The organism is Teichococcus wenyumeiae (assembly GCF_003696345.1).
GTDB lineage: Bacteria > Pseudomonadota > Alphaproteobacteria > Acetobacterales > Acetobacteraceae > Pseudoroseomonas > Pseudoroseomonas wenyumeiae.
The window spans coordinates 199,143-212,838 of the sequence record NZ_RFLX01000008.1; the positions used below are offsets into that span (position 1 = coordinate 199,143).

General features: G+C 65.4%; 27 protein-coding genes. All 27 read right to left on the minus strand.

Features of this window, described 5'->3' with window-relative positions:
• Positions 1-27 precede the first annotated feature (27 nt).
• On the minus strand, positions 28-1,044 hold the full coding sequence (locus EBE87_RS13185) for a DNA-directed RNA polymerase subunit alpha (protein ID WP_120637998.1): 1,017 nt from the start codon (positions 1,042-1,044) through the stop codon (positions 28-30).
• Positions 1,045-1,072: 28 nt separating this feature from the next.
• A complete protein-coding gene (gene rpsK, locus EBE87_RS13190) occupies positions 1,073-1,465 on the minus strand; it encodes a 30S ribosomal protein S11 (protein ID WP_007434887.1) in 393 nt (130 codons plus the stop codon).
• A gap of 1 nt (position 1,466) precedes the next feature.
• Positions 1,467-1,844, minus strand: a complete 378-nt coding sequence (rpsM, locus tag EBE87_RS13195; RefSeq protein WP_120637997.1) for a 30S ribosomal protein S13 — start codon at positions 1,842-1,844, stop codon at positions 1,467-1,469.
• A 189-nt stretch (positions 1,845-2,033) separates the two neighbouring features.
• On the minus strand, positions 2,034-2,687 hold the full coding sequence (locus EBE87_RS13200; protein ID WP_120637996.1) for an adenylate kinase: 654 nt from the start codon (positions 2,685-2,687) through the stop codon (positions 2,034-2,036).
• 28 nt (positions 2,688-2,715) lie between these two features.
• On the minus strand, positions 2,716-4,077 hold the full coding sequence (gene secY, locus EBE87_RS13205; protein ID WP_120637995.1) for a preprotein translocase subunit SecY: 1,362 nt from the start codon (positions 4,075-4,077) through the stop codon (positions 2,716-2,718).
• Positions 4,078-4,185: 108 nt separating this feature from the next.
• Positions 4,186-4,677, minus strand: a complete 492-nt coding sequence (gene rplO / locus EBE87_RS13210; RefSeq protein ID WP_120637994.1) for a 50S ribosomal protein L15 — start codon at positions 4,675-4,677, stop codon at positions 4,186-4,188.
• Between the two features lies 1 nt (position 4,678).
• The gene (gene rpmD / locus EBE87_RS13215) at positions 4,679-4,876 is read right to left on the minus strand and encodes a 50S ribosomal protein L30 (protein WP_120637993.1); all 198 of its coding nucleotides are present in this window, start codon (positions 4,874-4,876) and stop codon (positions 4,679-4,681) included.
• The gene (gene rpsE, locus EBE87_RS13220) at positions 4,869-5,477 is read right to left on the minus strand and encodes a 30S ribosomal protein S5 (protein WP_120637992.1); all 609 of its coding nucleotides are present in this window, start codon (positions 5,475-5,477) and stop codon (positions 4,869-4,871) included. Before rpsE ends, rpmD begins: the two co-directional genes overlap by 8 nt.
• Before the next feature lie 12 nt (positions 5,478-5,489).
• Positions 5,490-5,852: a 50S ribosomal protein L18 gene (rplR, locus tag EBE87_RS13225; protein WP_120637991.1), complete on the minus strand. Its 363-nt coding sequence runs from the start codon at positions 5,850-5,852 to the stop codon at positions 5,490-5,492.
• On the minus strand, positions 5,853-6,389 hold the full coding sequence (gene rplF, locus EBE87_RS13230) for a 50S ribosomal protein L6 (RefSeq protein WP_120637990.1): 537 nt from the start codon (positions 6,387-6,389) through the stop codon (positions 5,853-5,855).
• 13 nt (positions 6,390-6,402) lie between these two features.
• Positions 6,403-6,801 carry a 30S ribosomal protein S8 gene (gene rpsH / locus EBE87_RS13235; protein WP_120637989.1) on the minus strand — a complete coding sequence of 133 codons (399 nt, stop codon included), beginning with the start codon at positions 6,799-6,801 and terminating at the stop codon, positions 6,403-6,405.
• A gap of 15 nt (positions 6,802-6,816) precedes the next feature.
• Complete coding sequence (gene rpsN, locus EBE87_RS13240; RefSeq protein ID WP_120637988.1) at positions 6,817-7,122, minus strand: 30S ribosomal protein S14; 306 nt, start codon at positions 7,120-7,122, stop codon at positions 6,817-6,819.
• A gap of 65 nt (positions 7,123-7,187) precedes the next feature.
• The gene (gene rplE, locus EBE87_RS13245; protein ID WP_120637987.1) at positions 7,188-7,748 is read right to left on the minus strand and encodes a 50S ribosomal protein L5; all 561 of its coding nucleotides are present in this window, start codon (positions 7,746-7,748) and stop codon (positions 7,188-7,190) included.
• Entirely contained in the window at positions 7,745-8,065 is a 321-nt protein-coding gene (rplX, locus tag EBE87_RS13250; protein WP_120637986.1) for a 50S ribosomal protein L24, read from the minus strand. Before rplX ends, rplE begins: the two co-directional genes overlap by 4 nt.
• A 2-nt stretch (positions 8,066-8,067) precedes the next feature.
• The gene (gene rplN / locus EBE87_RS13255; protein WP_120637985.1) at positions 8,068-8,436 is read right to left on the minus strand and encodes a 50S ribosomal protein L14; all 369 of its coding nucleotides are present in this window, start codon (positions 8,434-8,436) and stop codon (positions 8,068-8,070) included.
• 11 nt (positions 8,437-8,447) lie between these two features.
• The gene (gene rpsQ / locus EBE87_RS13260; protein WP_120637984.1) at positions 8,448-8,738 is read right to left on the minus strand and encodes a 30S ribosomal protein S17; all 291 of its coding nucleotides are present in this window, start codon (positions 8,736-8,738) and stop codon (positions 8,448-8,450) included.
• Between the two features lie 16 nt (positions 8,739-8,754).
• On the minus strand, positions 8,755-8,961 hold the full coding sequence (gene rpmC / locus EBE87_RS13265) for a 50S ribosomal protein L29 (protein ID WP_120637983.1): 207 nt from the start codon (positions 8,959-8,961) through the stop codon (positions 8,755-8,757).
• A gap of 3 nt (positions 8,962-8,964) precedes the next feature.
• Positions 8,965-9,387, minus strand: coding sequence for a 50S ribosomal protein L16 (gene rplP / locus EBE87_RS13270; RefSeq protein WP_007434871.1), 423 nt, complete (start codon positions 9,385-9,387; stop codon positions 8,965-8,967).
• A 12-nt stretch (positions 9,388-9,399) separates the two neighbouring features.
• Entirely contained in the window at positions 9,400-10,077 is a 678-nt protein-coding gene (gene rpsC / locus EBE87_RS13275; protein WP_120637982.1) for a 30S ribosomal protein S3, read from the minus strand.
• Between the two features lies 1 nt (position 10,078).
• Positions 10,079-10,483, minus strand: coding sequence for a 50S ribosomal protein L22 (rplV, locus tag EBE87_RS13280; RefSeq protein WP_120637981.1), 405 nt, complete (start codon positions 10,481-10,483; stop codon positions 10,079-10,081).
• A gap of 6 nt (positions 10,484-10,489) precedes the next feature.
• Entirely contained in the window at positions 10,490-10,768 is a 279-nt protein-coding gene (rpsS, locus tag EBE87_RS13285) for a 30S ribosomal protein S19 (protein WP_007004406.1), read from the minus strand.
• Positions 10,769-10,773: 5 nt separating this feature from the next.
• Entirely contained in the window at positions 10,774-11,607 is an 834-nt protein-coding gene (gene rplB / locus EBE87_RS13290) for a 50S ribosomal protein L2 (protein WP_120637980.1), read from the minus strand.
• Positions 11,608-11,611: 4 nt separating this feature from the next.
• Positions 11,612-11,896 carry a 50S ribosomal protein L23 gene (locus tag EBE87_RS13295; protein WP_120638018.1) on the minus strand — a complete coding sequence of 95 codons (285 nt, stop codon included), beginning with the start codon at positions 11,894-11,896 and terminating at the stop codon, positions 11,612-11,614.
• A gap of 41 nt (positions 11,897-11,937) precedes the next feature.
• Complete coding sequence (rplD, locus tag EBE87_RS13300; RefSeq protein WP_120637979.1) at positions 11,938-12,558, minus strand: 50S ribosomal protein L4; 621 nt, start codon at positions 12,556-12,558, stop codon at positions 11,938-11,940.
• 12 nt (positions 12,559-12,570) lie between these two features.
• Positions 12,571-13,257: a 50S ribosomal protein L3 gene (gene rplC / locus EBE87_RS13305; RefSeq protein WP_120637978.1), complete on the minus strand. Its 687-nt coding sequence runs from the start codon at positions 13,255-13,257 to the stop codon at positions 12,571-12,573.
• A gap of 19 nt (positions 13,258-13,276) precedes the next feature.
• On the minus strand, positions 13,277-13,585 hold the full coding sequence (gene rpsJ, locus EBE87_RS13310) for a 30S ribosomal protein S10 (protein ID WP_007004401.1): 309 nt from the start codon (positions 13,583-13,585) through the stop codon (positions 13,277-13,279).
• Between the two features lie 29 nt (positions 13,586-13,614).
• A partial coding sequence (locus tag EBE87_RS13315; protein WP_199707311.1) for an EF-Tu C-terminal domain-related protein occupies positions 13,615-13,696 on the minus strand: 82 nt, incomplete at its 5' end.

Consider the following 13,696-nt stretch of genomic DNA (forward strand, 5'->3'; position numbering starts at 1 on the left):
GGGTCTATTCCTTCAGGTGGCCGAAAATCAGAACGGCTCTTCGATCTTCTTCGCGAGGTCCTCGATATTCTCCGGGGGCCAGCCCGACACGGTCATGCCGAGGGAGAGGCCCATGGAAGCGAGGACTTCCTTGATTTCATTCAGCGACTTGCGGCCGAAGTTCGGCGTGCGGAGCATTTCCTGCTCGGTCTTCTGAACGAGGTCGCCGATATAGACGATGTTGTCGTTCTTCAGGCAGTTGGCACTGCGGACCGACAGCTCCAGCTCATCCACCTTGCGCAGCAGGTTGCGGTTGAAGGGCAGGTCGTCCTGCACCTCTTCCACCTTGCGCTCGCGCGGCTCATCGAAGTTGATGAACAGCTGGAGCTGGTCCTGCAGAATGCGCGCGGCCAGCGCGATGGCGTCATCGGGCGCCACCGTGCCGTCCGTCTCCACCGTCATCACCAGCTTGTCGTAGTCGGTGCGCTGGCCCACGCGAGTCGGCTGCACCTGGTACGCCACGCGGCGGACAGGGGAATAGATGGCATCGACCGGGATCAGCCCGATGGGGGCGTCTTCCGGACGGTTCTCGCTGGCCGGGACATAGCCCTTGCCCACATCCACCGTCAGCTCCATCGACAGCTTGGCGCCGTCGTCGAGCGTGCAGATGACCATATCCGGGTTGGCGATCTCGATGTCGCCAGTGGTCTGGATCTGGCCGGCGGTAACTTCGCCGGGGCCGGTCGCGGTGAGCTGGAGGCGCTTCGGCCCCTCGCTCTGCATGCGGATCGCCAAGCGCTTGATGTTCAGGACGATGTCGGTGACATCTTCCCGCACACCCTGCAGGCTGGAGAATTCATGCAGCGCGCCGTCGATGCGGATGGCCGTGACGGCGGCACCCTGCAGCGACGACAAAAGGATCCGCCGCAGCGCATTGCCGAGCGTCATGCCGAAGCCGCGCTCCAGCGGCTCCGCCACCACGGTCGCGGTGCGGGACGGCTCCGCCCCCAGCTCGACGTCGAGCTTCTCGGGACGGATCAGGGAACGCCAGTTGCGCTCGAGCAATGTGGTTGCCTCCTGCAGCCGTGTGCCTTCAGACGCGCCGACGCTTGCGCGGACGGCAGCCGTTGTGCGGGATCGGCGTCACGTCGCGGATGGCGGTGACGTAGAAGCCGACGGTCTGCAGAGCGCGCAGAGCCGACTCACGCCCCGAACCGGGACCGGACACCATGATCTCCAGCGTCTCCATGCCGTGCTCGCGCGCCTTGCGGCCCGCGTCCTCGGCCGCGACCTGGGCGGCATACGGCGTGGACTTGCGGCTGCCCTTGAAACCCTGGCTGCCGGCCGAGGACCACGCGATGGCGTTGCCCTGGCTGTCCGTGATGGTGACGATGGTGTTGTTGAAGGAAGCGAGGACGTGGGCCACGCCGGACGCAATATTCTTGCGTTCCTTCTTGCGGGGGCGACCGCTGGGCTGACGGGCCATGTTACTTCGTCACCTTCTTCTTGCCGGCGATCGCCACGGCCTTGCCCTTGCGGGTACGGGCGTTCGTGTGGGTGCGCTGGCCGCGGACCGGCAGGCCCTTGCGGTGACGCAGGCCGCGATAGCAGGCCATGTCCATCAGGCGCTTGATGTTCATCGCGTTCTCGCGACGCAGATCGCCCTCGACCCGATAATCGCGGTCGATCGTCTCACGCAGCTTGACGATCTCTTCGTCCGTCAGCTGGTTGACGCGCCGGTCCTCGGGGATGCCGAGCTGCTCGCAGATCACCTTCGCATTCGCCGGACCGATGCCGTAGATGTAGCGAAGGGAAATGAGAACGCGTTTGTTGGTGGGGATGTTCACGCCTGCAATGCGCGCCACGTACCTGCTCCCGGAGCCCCTGTGGGCTCCCGTTCGTCCTGCCAGACACCCGTATGATGCCGGCCAAGGTGATCGTCTGCGCCCCGCTTAGCACGAAACGCAAACAGCCTCGCGGCCGAGGAGAACCCCGTCCGCAAGAGGCGGCGGTTTAGCCCCCCTGACACAAAAGAGTCAAGAGGGCATGAAACTTCAGGACGGCTCGCCCAGGATCGCCGCGATCTGGGCCGAGACCTCGTGCATCGCGGCCATGCCGTCGACCTGCTTCAACTTGCCCTGCGCCTGGTAGTAGGGCAGCAGCGGCGCCGTCTGCCGGTGGTAGGCTTCCAGCCGGGCGGCCACCGTCTCGGCCTTGTCGTCCGCGCGGCGGGTGAAGTCGGTGCTGCCGCAGACATCACAGATGCCGGAGAGCCGGGTCGGCTTGAAGCTGTCGTGATAGCCCTCGCCGCACTTGGCGCAGGTGAAGCGGCCGGCAATGCGCTCGACCAGCGCGCCGTCATCCACCTTCAGCTCGATCACGTGGTCGAGCTGAAGCCCCTTCTCCTTCAGCATCACGTCCAATGCCTCGGCCTGGGGCGTGGTGCGCGGGAAGCCGTCCAGGATGAAGCCCTTGGCCGCGTCCGGCTTCTCCACCCGCAGCGCCAGCATGGCGGTGATGATGGCGTCCGGCATCAGCTCGCCGCGCTCCATGATGCCCTTGGCCTGCAAGCCGATCTCGCTGCCGCTCTTGACCTCGGCCCGCAGCATGTCGCCTGTCGAGATCTGCGCGATCCCGTAGCGTTCTTCCAGGCGCTTGGCTTGGGTGCCTTTGCCGGCGCCCGGCGGGCCGAGCAGGATCAGGTTCATCGAAGCGTTTCCCCAGCAGGACCCGCGCTCAGCGTGCGCGGGGAGCACCGCGCCCACCCAGCCGGGACTTGCGAATCAAGCCCTCGTACTGGTGCGCGAAGAGATGAGACTGAATCTGCGCCACCGTGTCCATGGTCACGGAAACGATGATCAGCAGGGAGGTGCCGCCGAAGTAGAAAGGCACGCCGTACTGGCTGATCAGGATCTCCGGCAGCAGACAGACGATGCAGAGATAGATGGCGCCGATGCCGGTCAGCCGGGTCAGCACGCGGTCGAGATAATCGGCCGTGGCCTGGCCCGGGCGGATGCCCGGAATGAAGCCGCCATTCTTCTTCAGCTGGTCCGCCGTCTCGGTCGGGTTGAACACCACGGCCGTGTAGAAGAAGGCGAAGAAGATGATCAGCGCGACATAGAGCGCCATGTAGGCCGGCCGGCCATGGGCCAGGGCATTGGCGATGGTGGTCAGCCAGCTATCCGTCTGCTGCCCGCCCGCGAAGCCCGCGAAGGTCGCCGGCAGCAGCAGCAGGGAGGAGGCGAAGATCGGCGGAATGACGCCGGCGGTGTTCAGCTTCAGCGGCAGGTGGGTGTTCTCGCCGCCGAACATGCGGTTGCCGACCTGGCGCTTCGGGTACTGCACCGGAATGCGGCGCTGCGCCCGCTCCATGAAGACCACGAAGGCGATGACGGCCAGGGCGATCAGCAGGAAGGCGATGATGAACAGCGTGGAGAGCGCGCCCGTGCGGCCCAGCTCCAGCGTGGCGATGGCTGCGGAAGGAAGATTGGCCACGATGCCGGCGAAGATGATCAGGCTGATGCCATTGCCGATGCCGCGTGCCGTGATCTGCTCGCCCAGCCACATCAGGAAGAGCGTGCCGCCCACCAGGGTGACGACGCAGGAGATGCGGAAGAACATGCCGGTTTCGAAGACCGCGCTCTGTCCCATCGTGCCCCGCATGCTTTCCAGCCCGATGGCAAGCCCCCAGGCCTGGAAGACGGCGATCACCACCGTCAGGTAGCGGGTATACTGGTTGAGCTTCTTGCGCCCGGACTCGCCCTCCTTCTTGAGGGCCTCCAGCGTCGGCACGGCGCTGCTGAGCAGCTGCACGATGATGCTGGCCGAGATGTAGGGCATGATGTTGAGCGCGAAGACGGTCATGCGCCCCAGCGCGCCGCCCGTGAACATGTCGAACATGCCCAGGATGCCGCTGCCGTGCTGGCGCAGGATATCGGCCATCACGGTCGCATCCACGCCCGGCACGGGCACATAGGTGCCGATGCGATAGACGATAAGCACAGCCAGCGTGAACCAGATGCGCTTCTTCAGCTCGGTGGCTTTGGAGAGCACGCCGAGGTTGAGGTTGGCTGCAAGCTGCTCGGCGGCGGACGCCATGAGTTCTGACCCTTCAACATGACTGCGGCGCCGGGAGCATGCCCCACGGCGCCGTTGCCAGCCCTTCGATGTAGCACCTAGCGCCCCCGAAGCCGGGGGCGCAAGGCGTTACGCCTGGGGCGCTTCTTCCGCGGCGGCCGGGGCCGTCACAGTGACGCTGCCACCGGCGGCCTGCACCGCGGCGATCGCCGCCGCCGAGGCTCCGGAAACGGTCACGGTGATGGCGCGCTTGATCTCGCCGCGCGCCAGCAGGCGCACGCCGACGACCTTGCCACCAGTCCGCACCAGGCCAGCGGCCTTCAGCGCGTCCTCGGTGATCTCCGTCCCCGTCAGGCGGCCGGACTCCAGCGCCTGCTCCAGGGTGCCGAGGTTGATCGGCGCATATTCCTTGCGGAAGATGTTCACGAAGCCACGCTTCGGCATACGACGGTAGATCGGGAGCTGACCACCCTCGAAGCCGTTCAGCGACACGCCGGTACGGGCCTTCTGGCCCTTCACGCCACGGCCGGAGGTCTTACCCTTACCGGAACCGATGCCGCGACCAACGCGCTTGAACTTGTTGCGCGCGCCTTCATTGTCGCGCAGTTCGTTCAGCTTCATCTTACTTCTCCGTGGTCTCGCCCACCTGGATCAGGTGCGCGACCTTGCGGATCATGCCGCGCACGGCCGGAGTATCTTCCAGCTCACGCGAACGGCGGATCTTGTTGAGGCCGAGACCGATCAGCGTCTCGCGCTGACCGGGCTTGCGGCCGATGGGCGACGCGACCTGCGTCACCCGAACGGTCTTCTTCTCAGCCATTGGCCACAGCCTCCGTGCCGCTCTCGTCCTTGCGGGCGCCCAGCAGATCGGAAACCTTCTTGCCACGACGCGAGGCAACAGCGCGGGGGCTGGTGCAGCGCGCCAGGGCGGAGAAAGTCGCCTTGACCATGTTGTGCGGGTTCGTGGAACCCGTGCACTTCGCGACGACGTCGCCCATGCCCAGGGTCTCGAACACCGCGCGCATCGGGCCGCCGGCGATGATGCCGGTACCAGCCGGCGCCGCGCGCAGGATCACCTTGCCCGCGCCGAAGTCGCCGACCACGTCGTGATGCAGGGTACGACCCTCACGCATCGGGACGCGGATCATCGTCTTCTTCGCGCGCTCGGTGGCCTTGCGGATCGCCTCCGGCACTTCGCGTGCCTTGCCGGCGCCCCAGCCAACCCGGCCCTTCTCATCGCCCACAACAACCAGGGCTGCGAAGGAGAAGCGACGGCCACCCTTCACCACCTTGGCGACGCGGTTGATGGTGACCAGCTTGTCCTTCAGCTCATCGCCGGGCTCGCGCTCGGCGTTGCGATCGGGACCACGGCCACGGCCGCGACGGTCGTCGCTGCCGCCGCTCCTCGGTTCACGTGCCATCTTCTGTGCTCCTTAGAACGACAGCCCGCCCTCACGGGCGCCGTCCGCCAGGGCTTTCACCCGGCCGTGATACAGGTAGGGCCCACGGTCGAAGACGACCTCGGTCACCCCGGCGGCGATGGCGCGTTCCGCCAGCAGCTTGCCGATGGCGGTCGCGGCATCCTTGTCGGCGCCGGTGCGCAGGCTGTCGCGCTGCACCTTCTCCAGCGAAGACGCGGCGGCCAGCGTACGGCCGGCGCGGTCGTCGATGACCTGGGCGTAGATGTGACGACCCGAGCGGAAGACCGACAGACGCGGCCGGCCACCACTCTTGAGACGAAGCTGGAAGCGCAGGCGCGCGCGGCGGCGGACCTGCAGAGCGAGTTTGTTCGCCATTTACTTCTTCTTCCCCTCCTTCCGGAGGATCGTCTCGTTGTCGTAGCGCACGCCCTTGCCCTTGTAGGGCTCGGGGCCACGGAAGCCGCGGATCTCGGCGGCCACCTGGCCGACGCGCTGCTTGTCCGCACCCTCGACCTTGACGGCCGTGGGACGCTCAACGGTGATCTTGATGCCGGCCGGAACCGGGTAACGGATCTCGTGGCTGTAACCGAGGTTCAGCACGAGGTCGCTGCCCTGCATCGCGGCGCGATAGCCGGTGCCGGTGATTTCCATCGACTTCGAGAAGCCGGTGGAGACGCCGACGCACATGCCATTGATCAGGCTGCGGGTGGTGCCCCACATGGTGCGGGCGCGGCGATCGGACCCCTTGGGGGAGACCGAAACCTCGTTGCCCTTCACCTCGACCTCGACGGCCTCCGTGGCGATCGGCAGGGACAGCTCACCGAGCTTGCCCTTGGCCGTCACGACGCCGTCGTTCAACGAGACGGTGACACCAGCGGGAACGGAGACGGGATATTTGCCGACGCGCGACATGCTTCTCCCTCCCTCAGAACACGCGGCAGAGGACTTCGCCGCCAACATTGGCAGCGCGGGCCTCATTGTCGCTCATCACGCCGGACGGCGTGGACAGGATGGAGATGCCAAGTCCGTTGTAGAACTTCTGCAGCTCCTTGATCTTCGTGTAGACGCGCCGACCAGGCTTGGAGACGCGGGTGATCTCCTTGATGGCGGGCTCGCCTTCCGAATACTTGAGCTCGATGTCCAGCATGGACACGCCGGGGCGCACCTGCTCGGAACGCCAGGCGCGGATATAACCCTCGCGCTTCAGCACTTCCAGGACATCGGAACGCAGACGGCTGGCGGGCGAGACGATACGGCTCTGCCGCGCGCGCTGACCGTTGCGGATGCGCGTCAGCATATCGCCGAGCGGATCGGAGAGAGACATGGTGTGCCCCCTGCCTTACCAGCTGGCCTTAACAAGACCCGGGATCTGGCCATTCGAGGCCAGCTCACGGAGCATGTTACGGCTGAGCTTAAACTTACGATAATTGGCGCGCGGACGACCCGTCAGCTCGCAGCGCAGGCGCACACGGTTCTTCGCACCGTTGCGCGGCAGCTCAGCGAGCTTCAGCGTCGCGTCAAAGCGCTCCTCAACCGGCAGCTCGCGGTTCATCACCACGGCCTTCAAGGCAGCGCGCTTGCCAGCGTGCAGCTTCGAGAGGCGCTCTCGGCGCTTGTTCTTCTCGACAGCCGATGTCTTGGCCATGCGGTTCTAATCCTCCGGAACCTGCCCGGTCTGGCCTTACTGCCAGCCGGGGCGGTTTTCCAAACTCAGTTGACGAAAGGAAGATCGAAGGCCTTCATCAAGGCCTTGCATTCCTTGTCCGTCTTCGCCGTCGTGACGAACACGATGTCCATGCCGCGGATGGTGTCCACCTTATCATAGCTGATTTCGGGGAACACGATCTGCTCCTTCAGGCCCAGGGCGAAATTGCCCCGGCCGTCAAAGCCCTTCGTAGCAGGAAGGCCGCGGAAGTCACGCATGCGGGGCAGCGCAATCGTCACCAGACGGTCGAGAAACTCGTACATCCGGGCGCGACGCAGCGTCACCTTGGTGCCGATGGCCTGACCTTCACGAATCTTGAAGCCGGCGATGGCCTTCTTCGCCTTCGTCTTCACCGGCTTCTGGCCGGCGATGAGCGTCAGCTCGGCAACCGCGACATCAAGCTTCTTCTGGTCGCCGGCGGCTTCGCCGACGCCCATGTTGATGACGATCTTCTCCAGCTTCGGCACTTCCATCGGATTGCCGTAGCCGAATTCTTCCATCATCTTCTTGCGCACCACTTCGGCGTAGTGCGTCTGCAGGCGGGGAAGCTCCTTCGCCTCGCTCATGCGTCGATCACCTCGCCGGAGGGACGGGCCACCCGGACCTTCTTGCCGTCCTCAAGCACCTTGAAGCCGACGCGGGTCGGCTTGCCGGACTTCGGGTCGAGCAGGGACAGGTTCGAGAGGTCGATGGTCGCCTCCTTCTCCACGATCCCGCCTTCCTGACCCGCACCGCGGGGCTTGGTGTGGCGCTTCACGATGTTGATGCCCTGGACAACCGCGCGGTTGTCCTCGGGCAGCACGCGCAGCACTTCGCCGCGCTTGCCCTTGTCCTTGCCCGTCAGGACCTGGACCTGGTCACCCTTCTTGATCTTGGCGGCCATGCTTACAGGACCTCCGGCGCCAGGGAGATGATCTTCATGAACTTGCGCGCGCGCAGCTCACGGACCACCGGGCCAAAGATGCGGGTGCCGATCGGCTCGTTCTGCTTGTTGATCAGAACGGCGGCGTTGCGGTCGAAGCGGATGGCCGTGCCATCGCCACGACGCACCGGATAGGCCGTGCGCACGATCACCGCGCGCTGCACGTCGCCCTTCTTCACCTTACCGCGCGGAATCGCTTCCTTGACGGAGACGACAATGATGTCGCCCACCGACGCGGTACGGCGCTTCGAGCCGCCCAGCACCTTGATGCACTGAACCCGGCGGGCGCCGGAGTTGTCGGCGACCTCCAGGTTGGATTCGACGATAATCATCGATCGCTACCTCAGACCGTGGCCGGCTCGGCAGCGGCGTCGAAGCCGGCCGGCGGGGCCACGGCTTCGCCGTTGCGCTGGACCAGCAACCAGGTCTTGCGCTTGCTGATCGGACGGCATTCCTCGATGGTCACGAGGTCGCCTTCCTTGCACAGGTTCGCGTCGTCATGCGCGGCGTACTTCTTCGAGCGCCGGATGAACTTCTTGTAGAGCGGATGCATGACACGACGCTCGACCAGGACCGTGATGGTCTTGTCCTGCTTGTCGCTAGTCACCCGCCCGGTGAGGACGCGCTTCGGCATTGCCGGGGTCTCCTCGTCAGGCTTTGGCTGCCGAGCGAGACTGCTCGGCCAGCACCGTCTTAACACGGGCAATGTCGCGACGCACCACCTTGATGCGGGAAACCGCTTCAAGCTGACCTGTTGCGCGCTGGAAGCGGAGGTTAAACTGCTCCTTCCGCAGATCCAGCAACATCGCCTTGAGCTCGTCCGGGGTCTTGCCCCGGACATCCACAATCTTCGTCATCGATCAGAGCTCCGCCGCACCCAAGCGGGTGACCAGCTTGGTCTTGATCGGCAGCTTGGCCGCACCAAGGCTCAGGGCCTCGCGAGCGGTTTCCAGCGGAACGCCGTCGATCTCGAACATGATGCGGCCAGGCTTAACACGGGCCACCCAGTATTCCGGCGCACCCTTACCAGAACCCATGCGGACTTCCGCAGGCTTCGTGGACACGGGAACGTCGGGGAAGATGCGGATCCACACGCGGCCAGCGCGCTTCATCGCACGCGTGATCGCGCGGCGGGCCGCCTCGATCTGACGCGCGGTGACCCGCTCAGGCTCCAGCGCCTTCAGGCCGTAGGCCCCGAAGGTGAGGCTGAAGCCACCCTTCGCGAGACCCTTGATGCGGCCCTTGTGCGCCTTGCGGAACTTCGTACGCTTCGGACTCAACATGGTGCCAATCCCTTAGCGCTGAGGCGCCTGCTCGGCGGCGCGCTTGTCCTGCGCCATCGGGTCATGGCCCAGAATCTCGCCCTTGAAGATCCACACCTTGACACCGCAGGTGCCGTAGGTGGTCTTCGCCGTAGCCGTGCCGTAATCGATATCGGCGCGGAGCGTGTGCAGCGGCACCCGGCCCTCACGATACCATTCCATGCGCGCGATCTCGGCTCCGCCCAGACGGCCACCGCAGTTGATGCGGATGCCGCCGGCGCCGAGGCGCATCGCGGACTGCACGGCGCGCTTCATCGCGCGGCGGAAGGCCACGCGGCGCTCCAGCTGCTGCGCAATGCTCTCGGCCACCAGCTGCGCCTCGATCTCCGGCTTGCGGATCTCGACGATGTTCAGCGCCACCTCGGCTCCGGCCAGCTTGGCCAGGTCCTTGCGCAGCACCTCGATGTCGGCGCCCTTCTTGCCGATCACGACGCCCGGACGGGCGGCGTGGATCGTCACGCGGGGCTTCTTCGCCGGACGCTCGATGATCACCTTCGAAACGCCGGCGCCCTTGAGGCGGGTCTTCAGCGTGTTCCGCAGCTTGATGTCATCGTGCAGCAGGCGGGAATAGTCGGCATCGGCGAACCAGCGGGAATCCCACGTCCGGTTGATGCCGAGCCGCAGCCCGATCGGGTTGACTTTATGGCCCATGTTACGCGGCCTCCTGCTCTGCGGGCGCGGCGTCAGCCTGCGCCTCGGCCACCGTGATCGAGAGATGGCTGAACCACTTCTCGACGCGGGCGGCCTTGCCGCGACCACGCGCCTGGAAGCGCTTCATCACGATGGCGCGGCCCACCTCCACGCGGGACACGACCAGGCGGTCGACGTCCAGCGAGTGGTTGTTCTCGCCATTGGCGATGGCGCTTTCCAGCGTCTTCTTCACCGTGTCGGAGATCCGGCGCTTCGAGAAGGTCAGGATCGCAACCGCGTCCTGCGCCTTCTTGCCGCGGATCAGACCGGCGACCAGGTTCAGCTTGGTCGGCGACACGCGGATGTTCCGCGTGACGGCCTGAGCCTGGGTCTCGGTCAGAGTGCGGGGATGCTTCGGCTTGCTCATGATGCCTTAGCCCCTCTTCGCCTTCTTGTCCGAAGAATGCCCGGTGAAGGTACGGGTCGGCGAGAATTCGCCGAACTTGTGCCCCACCATGTTCTCCGAGACCTGGACCGGGATGAACTTCTTGCCGTTGTAGACACCGAAGGTCAGACCGACGAACTGCGGCAGAATCGTGCTCCGGCGCGACCAGATCTTGATGATCTCGTTGCGGGTGGAGGCACGGGCCGCTTCCGCCTTGTTCAGCAGGTAGCCGTCGACGAACGGCCCCTTCCAGACGCTGCGCGACATCGCGGTCAGCCCTTCGTTACGTTGCGGCGGCGGACAATCAGATTGTCCGTGCGCTTGTTGGTGCGGGTCTTGTAGCCCTTGGTCGGCTTACCCCACGGCGTCACCGGGTGGCGGCCACCCGAGGTCCGGCCTTCACCACCACCATGCGGGTGGTCGACCGGGTTCATGACAACACCGCGCTGATGCGGCTTGCGGCCCAGCCAGCGGCTGCGACCTGCCTTGCCCATCTGCTGGTTCTGGTTGTCCGGGTTGGACACCGCGCCAATGGCGGCGATGCACTCACCGCGCACCAGGCGCAGCTCACCGGACATCAGCTTAATCTGCGCGTAACCGGCATCCTTGCCGACCAGCTGGGCATAGGTGCCAGCCGAACGCGCAATCTTGCCACCCGCACCGGGCTTCATCTCGATGTTGTAGATGATGGTGCCGACCGGGATCGCGCCGAGCGGCATCGCGTTGCCCGGCTTGATGTCGACCTTCTCACCAGCAACGACCGTGTCGCCCACCTTCAGGCGCTGCGGCGCGATGATGTAGGAAAGCTCCCCATCCTCGTACTTCAGCAGCGCCAGGAAGGCCGTGCGGTTCGGGTCGTATTCCAGCCGCTCGACCGTCGCGGGCACATTGAACTTGCGCCGCTTGAAGTCGACGATGCGGTAGGACTGCTTGTGCCCACCCCCACGGAACCGGACGGTGATCCGACCATGATTGTTGCGGCCGCCGGAGTGGCTCTTGCCCTCCGTCAGCTGCTTGACCGGCTTGCCCTTGAACAGCTCGGAACGATCGATGAGGATCGTGCCGCGCGTGCTCGGGGTGACCGGGTTAAAGTGCTTCAGCGCCATGGCGTTAAGCGAGCCCCGTCGTCAGGTCGATGCTCTGGCCTTCGGCCAGGCGGACGACCGCTTTTTTCCAATCGGAACGCACGCCCTCACGGCCGCGCACCCGCTTGGTCTTGCCCTTCACGACCGAGGTGTTCACGGAGACAACCGTCACCCCGAACAGAGCCTCGACCGAAGCCTTGATCTCCGGCTTCGTCGCGGACAGCAGGACCTTGAAGGAGACCTGGCCCTGTTCGCCAAGACCGGCCGCCTTCTCCGTCACCAGCGGCGAGAGGATGGTCTGATACATCATCTCGCGCGAAAGGACGGGCTTCTTCGTCTTCGCAGTCTCGCTCACGACAGACGCTCCTTCAGGGCCTCGATGGCTGAGCGGGTCACCGCCAGCACATCATGGTTGAGGATGTCGTACACGTTCGCGCCGACCGTCGGCAGCACGTTCACGTGCTTCAGATTGCGGACGGAACGGCTGAAGCCCTCTTCCACCGTCGCATCCACCACCAGCGCGCTCTTCCAGCCCAGCGCCTTGACCTTGGCGGCCATGGCGGAGGTCTTGGCATCGGCGCCCAGGCTGGCCGTGTCGAGCACGATCAGCTTGCCCTCGGCGGCCTTCTGGCTCAGCGCGCTGATCAGGCCCAGGCGACGGACCTTCTTGTTCAGCGAGTAGCCATGGTCGCGCACGACGGGGCCGTGCACCACACCACCGGTGCGGTACTGCGGCGCGCGCAGCGAGCCCTGACGGGCGTTACCCGTGCCCTTCTGGCGGTAAGGCTTCTTGGTCGTGCCAGAAACCTCACCCATCCCCTTCACCTTGTGGGTGCCGGCGCGGCGCTTGGCGAGCTGCCAATGCACCACGCGCGCCATGATGTCGGCGCGGGGGGAAGCCGCGAACATCTCGTCGGGCAGATCGATATCGCCCGCCTTGCCGTTATCCAGCGTGATGACCGGAACCTGCATTGCTCTACTTCCTCAGGCCACGGCCGCGGGGAACGGCGCGTCGGCATGACGCGCGTGCTTCACAGCGTCGCGCACCAGCACATAGCCGCCCTTGGCGCCCGGCACCGCGCCCTTCACCATCAGCAGGCCCTTGTCGAGGTCGAAACCCGCGACTTCGAGGTTCTGCGTGGTGATGCGCTCGACGCCGAGATGACCCGCCATCTTCTTGTTCTTGAAGGTCTTGCCCGGGTCCTGACGGTTACCCGTCGAACCGTGCGAGCGGTGCGAGATCGACACGCCGTGCGAGGCTTCCAAGCCGGCAAAGTTCCAGCGCTTCATGGCGCCGGCGAAACCCTTACCCTTGGACGTGCCCGTCACGTCGACGATCTGGCCCTTCACGAAGTGCTCCGCAGAGAGCTTCGCGCCCACTTCCAGGGTGGCATCGCTGCCAACGCGGAACTCGGCGACCTTCTTCGGTGCCTCGACACCCGCCTTGGCGAAGTGGCCCTTGTTGGGCTTCGAGACATTCTTCGGCTTCGCCAGGCCAAAGCCCAGCTGAACCGCATCGTAACCGTCCTTCTCCGCCGTGCGGACGGCCACCACGCGCACCTGATCCAGGTGCAGCACGGTGACGGGCACGGTGGAGCCATCGTCATTGAACAGCCGGGTCATGCCCAGCTTCTTGGCGATCAGGCCGGTGCGACCATTCTTCGCGGCCATGGTAGTTTACTCCCCGGCCTCAGAGCTTGATCTCGACGTCCACACCAGCCGCCAGGTCGAGCTTCATCAGCGCGTCCACAGTCTGCGGGGTGGGATCGACGATATCCAGCAGGCGCCGATGCGTCCGAATCTCGAACTGCTCACGGCTCTTCTTGTCGACGTGCGGCGAACGGTTCACGGTGAAACGCTCGATTTCCGTCGGCAGCGGGATGGGCCCGCGCACGCGCGCGCCCGTCCGCTTCGCGGTGTTCACGATCTCCCGCGTGCTGCCATCCAGCACGCGGTGATCGAACGCCTTGAGGCGGATGCGGATGTTCTGGCTGTCCATTGTCTGGTGCCTATACTTTCCCGCGCCGCTTACGCGCTGATTTCGGCGACGACGCCGGCGCCGACGGTGCGGCCGCCTTCGCGGATGGCGAAGCGCAGGCCCTGGTCCATG

Bases quoted from the DNA above. Each gene is read 5' to 3' on its own strand.
- rpsK (WP_007434887.1), bottom strand. From the start codon at position 1,465: ATGGCCCGTCAGCCCAGCGGTCGCCCCCGCAAGAAGGAACGCAAGAAT.
- EBE87_RS13200 (WP_120637996.1), bottom strand. From the start codon at position 2,687: ATGAACCTGATCCTGCTCGGCCCGCCGGGCGCCGGCAAAGGCACCCAA.
- secY (WP_120637995.1), bottom strand. From the start codon at position 4,077: ATGGCGTCCGCCGCCGAGCAGCTTGCAGCCAACCTCAACCTCGGCGTG.
- rplO (WP_120637994.1), bottom strand. From the start codon at position 4,677: ATGAAGCTGAACGAACTGCGCGACAATGAAGGCGCGCGCAACAAGTTC.
- rpmD (WP_120637993.1), bottom strand. From the start codon at position 4,876: ATGGCTGAGAAGAAGACCGTTCGGGTGACGCAGGTCGCGTCGCCCATC.
- rpsE (WP_120637992.1), bottom strand. From the start codon at position 5,477: ATGGCACGTGAACCGAGGAGCGGCGGCAGCGACGACCGTCGCGGCCGT.
- rplR (WP_120637991.1), bottom strand. From the start codon at position 5,852: ATGGCGAACAAACTCGCTCTGCAGGTCCGCCGCCGCGCGCGCCTGCGC.
- rplF (WP_120637990.1), bottom strand. From the start codon at position 6,389: ATGTCGCGCGTCGGCAAATATCCCGTCTCCGTTCCCGCTGGTGTCACC.
- rpsH (WP_120637989.1), bottom strand. From the start codon at position 6,801: ATGTCTCTCTCCGATCCGCTCGGCGATATGCTGACGCGCATCCGCAAC.
- rpsN (WP_120637988.1), bottom strand. From the start codon at position 7,122: ATGGCCAAGACATCGGCTGTCGAGAAGAACAAGCGCCGAGAGCGCCTC.
- rplE (WP_120637987.1), bottom strand. From the start codon at position 7,748: ATGAGCGAGGCGAAGGAGCTTCCCCGCCTGCAGACGCACTACGCCGAA.
- rplX (WP_120637986.1), bottom strand. From the start codon at position 8,065: ATGGCCGCCAAGATCAAGAAGGGTGACCAGGTCCAGGTCCTGACGGGC.
- rplN (WP_120637985.1), bottom strand. From the start codon at position 8,436: ATGATTATCGTCGAATCCAACCTGGAGGTCGCCGACAACTCCGGCGCC.
- rpsQ (WP_120637984.1), bottom strand. From the start codon at position 8,738: ATGCCGAAGCGCGTCCTCACCGGGCGGGTGACTAGCGACAAGCAGGAC.
- rpmC (WP_120637983.1), bottom strand. From the start codon at position 8,961: ATGACGAAGATTGTGGATGTCCGGGGCAAGACCCCGGACGAGCTCAAG.
- rplP (WP_007434871.1), bottom strand. From the start codon at position 9,387: ATGTTGAGTCCGAAGCGTACGAAGTTCCGCAAGGCGCACAAGGGCCGC.
- rpsC (WP_120637982.1), bottom strand. From the start codon at position 10,077: ATGGGCCATAAAGTCAACCCGATCGGGCTGCGGCTCGGCATCAACCGG.
- rplV (WP_120637981.1), bottom strand. From the start codon at position 10,483: ATGAGCAAGCCGAAGCATCCCCGCACTCTGACCGAGACCCAGGCTCAG.
- rpsS (WP_007004406.1), bottom strand. From the start codon at position 10,768: ATGTCGCGCAGCGTCTGGAAGGGGCCGTTCGTCGACGGCTACCTGCTG.
- rplB (WP_120637980.1), bottom strand. From the start codon at position 11,607: ATGGCGCTGAAGCACTTTAACCCGGTCACCCCGAGCACGCGCGGCACG.
- EBE87_RS13295 (WP_120638018.1), bottom strand. From the start codon at position 11,896: ATGATGTATCAGACCATCCTCTCGCCGCTGGTGACGGAGAAGGCGGCC.
- rplD (WP_120637979.1), bottom strand. From the start codon at position 12,558: ATGCAGGTTCCGGTCATCACGCTGGATAACGGCAAGGCGGGCGATATC.
- rplC (WP_120637978.1), bottom strand. From the start codon at position 13,257: ATGGCCGCGAAGAATGGTCGCACCGGCCTGATCGCCAAGAAGCTGGGC.
- rpsJ (WP_007004401.1), bottom strand. From the start codon at position 13,585: ATGGACAGCCAGAACATCCGCATCCGCCTCAAGGCGTTCGATCACCGC.